The sequence below is a fragment of the Streptomyces sp. NH27 genome (genome assembly GCF_056859195.1).
Map to the genome: position 1 here is coordinate 1 of NZ_JACEGK010000428.1, position 7,027 is coordinate 7,027.

At 71.7% G+C, this 7,027-nt stretch carries 7 protein-coding genes; all 7 read right to left on the minus strand.

Translation table 11 applies throughout. From position 1 onward, the window contains the following. Positions 1 to 698: ribonuclease III (rnc, locus tag AC13HU_RS28115; RefSeq protein WP_483044769.1), on the minus strand; the 698-nt coding region annotated here is incomplete at its 3' end. A gap of 70 nt (positions 699 to 768) precedes the next feature. Next, complete coding sequence (rpmF, locus tag AC13HU_RS28120) at positions 769 to 942, minus strand: 50S ribosomal protein L32 (protein WP_069465182.1); 174 nt, start codon at positions 940 to 942, stop codon at positions 769 to 771. Between the two features lie 2 nt (positions 943 to 944). Continuing rightward, positions 945 to 1,559: a YceD family protein gene (locus AC13HU_RS28125; protein WP_483044770.1), complete on the minus strand. Its 615-nt coding sequence runs from the start codon at positions 1,557 to 1,559 to the stop codon at positions 945 to 947. Positions 1,560 to 1,753: 194 nt separating this feature from the next. Continuing rightward, positions 1,754 to 3,037: an ATP synthase F0 subunit B gene (locus AC13HU_RS28130; protein WP_483044765.1), complete on the minus strand. Its 1,284-nt coding sequence runs from the start codon at positions 3,035 to 3,037 to the stop codon at positions 1,754 to 1,756. Positions 3,038 to 3,048: 11 nt separating this feature from the next. Next, positions 3,049 to 3,528 carry a pantetheine-phosphate adenylyltransferase gene (coaD, locus tag AC13HU_RS28135; RefSeq protein WP_483044766.1) on the minus strand — a complete coding sequence of 160 codons (480 nt, stop codon included), beginning with the start codon at positions 3,526 to 3,528 and terminating at the stop codon, positions 3,049 to 3,051. Between the two features lie 112 nt (positions 3,529 to 3,640). After that, on the minus strand, positions 3,641 to 4,222 hold the full coding sequence (gene rsmD / locus AC13HU_RS28140) for a 16S rRNA (guanine(966)-N(2))-methyltransferase RsmD (protein ID WP_483044767.1): 582 nt from the start codon (positions 4,220 to 4,222) through the stop codon (positions 3,641 to 3,643). Positions 4,223 to 4,432: 210 nt separating this feature from the next. Continuing rightward, positions 4,433 to 6,721, minus strand: a complete 2,289-nt coding sequence (gene recG / locus AC13HU_RS28145; RefSeq protein WP_483044768.1) for an ATP-dependent DNA helicase RecG — start codon at positions 6,719 to 6,721, stop codon at positions 4,433 to 4,435. Positions 6,722 to 7,027 lie beyond the last annotated feature (306 nt).

Sequence of the window (7,027 nt, forward strand, 5' to 3'; positions counted from 1 at the left end):
GGCGAGTTGGACGCTTCTCGGATGGAGCGCCATGCCGCTTCTGCGGCCTGCTGCTCCGCTTCCTTCTTGCTGCGGCCGGTGCCGGTGCCGTACTCGACACCACCGACGCGGGCGGCAGCCGTGAAGGTCTTCTCGTGGTCCGGGCCGGACTCGGAGACGACGTACTCGGGGACGCCGAGACCTTCGGCGGCGGTGAGTTCCTGGAGCGAGGTCTTCCAGTCCAGGCCGGCGCCGAGGTTGGAGGACTCCTCGATCAGGGGGTCGAAGAGTCGGTGGACAAGAGCCGAAGCCGCGTCGAGGCCCTGGTCGAGATAGACCGCGCCGATGACCGCTTCGAGGGTGTCCGCCAGGATCGATGCCTTGTCCCGTCCACCGGTTCCCTCTTCACCACGGCCGAGCCGGATGAACGCGCCCAGGTCGAGCCCGCGACTGACCCCGGCAAGGGCCCGCGAGTTGACCACCGCTGCCCGGAGCTTGGCCCACTGGCCCTCGGGGAGATCGGGGTGGGTGCGGTAGAGGGTGTCGGTGACCACCAGGCCGAGCACGGAGTCCCCCAGGAACTCCAGCCGCTCGTTGGTGGGCAGCCCGCCGTTCTCGTACGCGTACGAGCGGTGGGTGAGCGCACGTACCAGAAGGGCGGGCTCGAGGTGGTACCCGAGCCGCCCTTCCAGAAGCGTGTGGGACGAGGCTTTGTCCATGGCGGCCTTCTTCGACACCGGAGCGTCGGGCGTGGAGGACGTGGAGGACACTGAGCCTGTCACCTGCCGATCAGACCTCGAGGACCTGACGACGGTTGTAGGTGCCGCAGCTCGGGCACGCGATGTGCTGGAGCTTCGGCTCGTGGCAGCGCTCGCATGCCACCAGGCTCACGGGCGCAGCCTTCCACTGCGAACGGCGGTGGCGCGTGTTGCTGCGCGACATCTTCCGCTTCGGAACAGCCACGGCTACTTCTCCTGGTTCTCGTCGGCACCGTCTCCGGTGCCGTTCTGCTGGAAGTCCTGCAAGGCGGCCCAACGGATGTCGGTCGCCTCGTGGTGGTGGTCCGGGTCGTCAGCGAGCCGCGCTCCGCACTGGGAGCACAGGCCCGGGCAGTCCTCCCGGCACACCGGCTGCATGGGCAGTGCGAGCACCACCGCGTCCCGCAGCACGGGTTCGAGGTCGAACAGGTCGTCCTCGAGATACAGCGCGTCGTCCTCCTCGGAGGCCACGGCGTCGTCACCGGCTTCGTCCCTGCGGGCGGTCCGGGTGTCGGCGTCGGGGTAGGAGAACATCTCCTGGAATTCCGCGTCCAGCTCGCGCTCTAGCGGCTCCAGGCACCTTGTGCACTCCCCCGTCACCGGCGCATGGACGGCGCCGGTGACCAGCACACCCTCCATGACCGACTCCAGGCGGAGCTCCAGCTCGACGTCGGTGCCCTCCGGTACCCAGATGACCTCGGCGATACCGAGATCCTTGGGCGCGGAGACCGTGCGGGAGACCTTCTTCATCGCACCAGGACGCCGACCCAGCTCGTGTGTGTCGAACACGAGGGGGTTGCGGTGGTCAAGGCGGGTGTTCAGGGCTTCCTGCTTTCATCGGTACGGCCTGCAACGATACCGCCGCGTCCGCGCGAGCCCCTGGTGAGGGGCCCATGTAGGACGGGCAGGCCGAAACGCCGGTGCGTGACACGGCTGGAGCCAACAGGATACTGGACACTTCGCCCGGACCCAAACAGAGCGGTCGTGGACGGTTCAGCCCCTGCTCAGCGGGCCGCTCACAGCCCCTGTTCGAGCTCCCGCAGCCGGTTGAGGTCGATCATCCCGGTGTCGAAGAAGCTGGTCTCGTCCAGCGCGGCGGGCTGCTGGCCGGGCTGCTGCCCCGGCTGCTGCTGACCGTAGTCCGGGCCCTGCTGCTGGTAGGGGATCTGCGGCTGCTGCTGCGGGTACTGCGGGTCGTATCCCCCTGCCGCCGTCGGGGGGACCCCCAGCTGCGGGTAGTCGTAGCCCTGCTGCTGCCCGCCGTACGGGTCGTAGCCGGCCTGCGCGTACTCCTGCTGGCCCTGCTGGGGCGGCAGCGGCTGCGGGACCTGCGGGTAGGCGTCCTGCTGGGGCTGCTGCGCGTACATACCCCCTGCCTCCGTCGCGGGGACCCCCAGCTGCGGGTAGCCGTAACCGGGGTCGGGCTCATAACCGGGGTCGGACTCGTAACCGGGCTCTGCCTGCTGCGGCTGGGCCGCCTGCGCGGCAGCGGCGCCCGCCGCGGCCGGGGCGTAGCCGTACTGCGACAGGTCGGCCTGGCCGTCGGTGGACGGCGCGGCGAGGCCGGCCATGAACTCGTCGTCGGACTGCCGGTGGACCTCGGGACCGCCGTCGGCCGCGTCGGCGGCGGCCATCTGCGCGGCGAGGTCGTCGATCGGGTTGTGGCCGGTGAGCTTGAGCCGGCCGCGGCCGACCGCCTGGAGGGTCTTGCTGAGCACCGCCTCGAAGGCGCGCATCTTGGTGTCGACGTACTCGTCGGCGCGGCGGCGCAGCGTCTCCGGGTCGGAGCTGCGCTCGGGGGCCTCCGGGTCGTCCTCGTCGAGGCCCGCGCCGCCCTGGCCGCCCTCGGCGTACGGGTCGCGGCCGAGCAGCTTCTCGCGGCCGCGGTCGACCGAGCCGATGGTCTTGGTGAGGACGACCTCGAAGTTGGCGAGCTTGCTGTCGACGTAGTCGTCCGCCTCGGCGCGGATCTCGTCGGCCTCGCGGCGGGCCTCGGCCGTGATCCGCTCGGCCTCGTCCTGGGACTGCCGGGCGACCTGGGTGTCCGAGACCATGGAGCCGCGCTCGGCGTGCGCGGACTCGATGATCCGCTGCGCCTCGGCGCGGGCCTGCTGGACCATCTGCTCGCGGTCGCCGAGGAGTTCCTGGGCCTGGGACAGGGAGTCGGGGAGCGCTGCGGCGACCTCTTCCAGCATCGCGAGCAGCTCGGCCCGGTTCAGCACGCAGGAGGCCGACATCGGCATGGACCGGGCACTGCTGACGGTCGCCGTGATCTCATCGAGCTTCTTCTGGACGTCCACAGCGGCAAAGCCTACTGCTGCCGGAGCCGGGCGTTGAGCGCGTCGAGGACCGGCGGGGGGACCAAGTGGGAGATGTCGCCGCCCCATTGGGCGACTTCCTTGACGAGGCTGGAGGACAGGAAGCTGTACGCGGGGTTGGTGGGCACGAAAAGCGTCTCCACCCCGGACAGGCCGATGTTCATCTGGGCCATCTGCAACTCGTAGTCGAAGTCGCTGACCGCCCGCAGGCCCTTGACGATGGCGGGGATCTCACGCTGCTTGCAGAAGTCGACGAGCAGGCCGTGGAAGGACTCCACCCGGACGTTGCCGAGGTCCGCGGTGACCTCCTCGATCAGCGCGATCCGCCGATCGATGTCGAACAGGCCCTGCTTGGCCTTGTTGATCATCACGGCGACGTGGACGGTGTCGTACAGCCGGGAGGCGCGGGCGATGATGTCGAGGTGTCCGTTGGTGATGGGGTCGAAGGACCCCGGACAGACTGCGCGGCGCAAGTGTGGCTCCTCGCTCTCCGTACCGGTGGGACGGGTGCTGCGGTTCATGGCGGGCTCACAGGGACTCGTGCGGGCCGGCCGGGCCCGCATCTGCGCTGCCGGGCGCACGACTTCATGACCCGGCGGTAACTTCGGCGGCGCGACCGTACCAAAGAGTCGCCTCGCCGTACTTGCGCGAGCGCAACGAGGCGAAGCCGTCGGGCCAGTCGAAGGCACCGCCGCGCGTCCTGCGCTCCACGGTGACCAGTGCGTCCGCGGTCAACCAGCCATTGGCCACGAGTGTGAGCAGGATCTCCCGCAACTCGTCGTCCGGCACGTCGTAGGGCGGATCGAGGAAGACGGTGTCGTACGGGGGGCCGGACGGCGGCGCGGCCACCGCCTTCTCGGCGCGGGCCGGGCGCACCTCGGCGCCGGGCAGCTTCAGGGCGGCTGCGTTCTCCCGGACCACCCGGGCGGCGCGAACGTCCGCCTCGACCAGCAGGACGTGTGCGGCGCCCCGGGACAGCGCCTCCAGGCCGACCGCGCCCGAACCCGCGTACAGGTCGAGCACTCTGGCCCCTTCCAGGGTGCCGCGCAGCGACTCCCAGGTGGAGAAGAGCGCCTCCTTGGCCCGGTCGGAGGTGGGGCGGGTGCCGTTGCCCGGGGGGACGGCCAGCCGCCGGCCGCCGGCCGCTCCGGCGATCACGCGGGTCATGACTTGCTCACAGCTCCGACCCTACCCGTCGGGCGTGCGGGCGCCGCCCGGGGATCGCGGTCCGAGCGGCCACGGCCCGGCGGTGCGGCGGCCTGTCCCGGCCCCGTCCCGGCCCTGTGCCCGGCGGACAAGGCCCGCAAGGGCGCTGCCCGACAGTCGCGGCCCGGGAGGCCGCGGTTGAACGTTCCGGGCAGCCGAACACTCCGGGCGTCAGCCCTTCTCCAGGTATTCCTCGCGGTCCGCGTCGAGCAGGCTCTCCAGCGCGCTGCGCAGATCGGGGTGACCGGCGAGGTCGGGGTCGGCGGCGACCAGCGCGGTGGCCTCGTCACGGGCCGCCGCGATCACCTCCTCGTCGTCGATGACGGCCAGCACGCGCAGGCTGGAACGGCTGCCGGACTGGGCCTGGCCGAGGACGTCGCCCTCCCGGCGCTGCTCCAGGTCGATCCGGGACAGCTCGAAGCCGTCGAGGGTGCGGGCGACCGCGTCGAGCCGGGTCCTGGCCGGGCTCGCCTCGGGTGCCTCGGAGACCAGCAGGCACAGCCCGGGGGCGCTGCCGCGACCGACCCGGCCGCGCAACTGGTGGAGTTGGGAGACGCCGAACCGGTCGGCGTCCATGATCACCATCGCGGTGGCGTTCGGTACGTTGACCCCCACCTCGATGACGGTGGTCGCCACCAGCACGTCGACGTCGCCGGCGGCGAACCGGCGCATCACGTCGTCCTTGGCGTCGGGGGCCATCCTGCCGTGCAGCACCTCGACCCGCAGGCCGCTCAGCGGGCCCTTGGCGAGCTGGTCGGCGACGTCGAGCACGGCCAGCGGCGGGCGGCGCTCCTCGCCCTCGTCGGCGGCGCCCTTCGCGGCCGCCTTGCCGCTCGCACCCGCCGCCCCCTCGCCGCTCGCCTTCCCGCTCCCGCCCGCCGTCGTCTTCGCGACCGCCTTCGTGTCCTCCTCGTCGCCGATCCGCGGGCAGACCACGTACGCCTGGTGGCCCGACTCGACCTCCTCGCGGGCCCGTTCCCAGGCCCGGGCGAGGAAGTGCGGCTTCTCCGCGGCCGGCACCACGTGGGTGGCGATCGGGGAGCGCCCGGCGGGCAACTGGTCGAGCACCGAGGTCTCCAGGTCGCCGAAGACCGTCATCGCGACCGTGCGCGGGATGGGGGTGGCCGTCATCACCAGCAGGTGCGGCGGCTGTTCGGCCTTGGCGCGCAGCGCGTCGCGCTGCTCCACCCCGAAGCGGTGCTGCTCGTCCACGACCACCAGCCCCAGATCGCGGAACTTCACCTTGTCCTCGATCAGCGCGTGGGTGCCGATCACGATGCCGGCGTCCCCGCTGACCAGGTCGAGCAGCGCCTGCCTGCGGGCCGCCACGCCCATCGAGCCGGTCAGCAGCACCACCTTGGTGCCCAGCTCGGAGCCGCCGAGCATGCCGGACTCCGCCAGGTCGCCCATCATCTCGGTGATCGAGCGGTGGTGCTGCTGGGCGAGCACCTCGGTCGGCGCGAGCATCGCCGCCTGGCCGCCGGTGTCCACCACGCCGAGCATCGCCCGCAGCGCCACCAGCGTCTTGCCGGAGCCCACCTCGCCCTGGAGCAGCCGGTGCAGGGGGTGGTCGGTGGCCAGGTCCGCGAAGATCTCGGCCGACACCGTCTGTTGGCCCTCGGTCAGCGTGAACGGCAGCCGCCGGTCGAACGCCGCCAGCAGCCCGTCCTCGCCGGGCACCCGCGGCACCGCGGGCAGCGCCGACTCGTCGGCCCGGCGCCTGGCCAGCGCGACCTGGAGCACGAACGCCTCGTCCCACTTCAGCCGCTGCCGGGCCACCTCGATGTCCCGCTTGGTGCGCGGCCGGTGCACCTTCTCCAGCGCCTCGGGCAGCGCCACCAGGTCCCGGCCGGCCCGCAGCTCCGCCGGCAGCGGCTCGCCGACCCCGGCCCAGCCGATCGCGCCCAGCGAGTCGATCGCGGTGTCCACGGCCTGGGCGATCCGCCAGGACGTGATCTGCTTCACCGCCGGGTACAGCGGGATCAGCCGGTTCGCGAACGCGTCGACCGCATCCTTCGCGTCCGGGCCGTCGTCCGCGTCCGCGTCGAGCAACTGGTAGTCCGGGTGGGCGAGTTGCCGGGTGCGGTTGAAGACCGAGACCTTGCCGGAGAACATCCCACGGCGGCCCGGGAGCAGCCGGTGCGCATGAGCGTGCGCGGCCTTGCTGAAGAAGACCAGGGTGAGCGAGCCGCTGCCGTCGGTCACCACGACCTCCAGCCGCACCCCGGACCCGCGGCCGTACGTCCGCTTGTCCGCCTTCGCGATCTGCGCGACCACGGTGACGTACTCGTCGATCGGCAGGTCGGCCAGCCGGGTCAGCTCGCCGCGCTCCGCGTACCGCCGCGGGTAGTGGTGCAGCAGATCCCCCGTCGTCCGCAGCCCAAGGTGCTCGTCGAGCACCTTGGCCGTACGGTCACCGACGAGCTTGCGCAGCGGGTCGTCCAGCGGGTTCCCAGTCATCACGCCCAATCTTCGCGCACGGCGCCGACAACGACGCAAGCCACACGGCACAGGCGCGGCTACGTGGGGCGGTTCTTACGTTTTCGGCGCTCCGGACCGGGTGCCGCTACGGGGGGGGCGGTACTTACGTGGTGGGAACCGTCACGTGGGAGCCGTTCCTACGTGTCGGCACCCGCTCAGCCCCTTTTTTGCCGCCCTCTCGCCTCCGGGCTCCCCCAGCGCTTCGCCTGGGAGGTACCCCCACCTTTCGACACCGGCGCGCCCTTTGGCTCGATGGCTACACCGGCGAGCCCTCCTTCGTAAGGG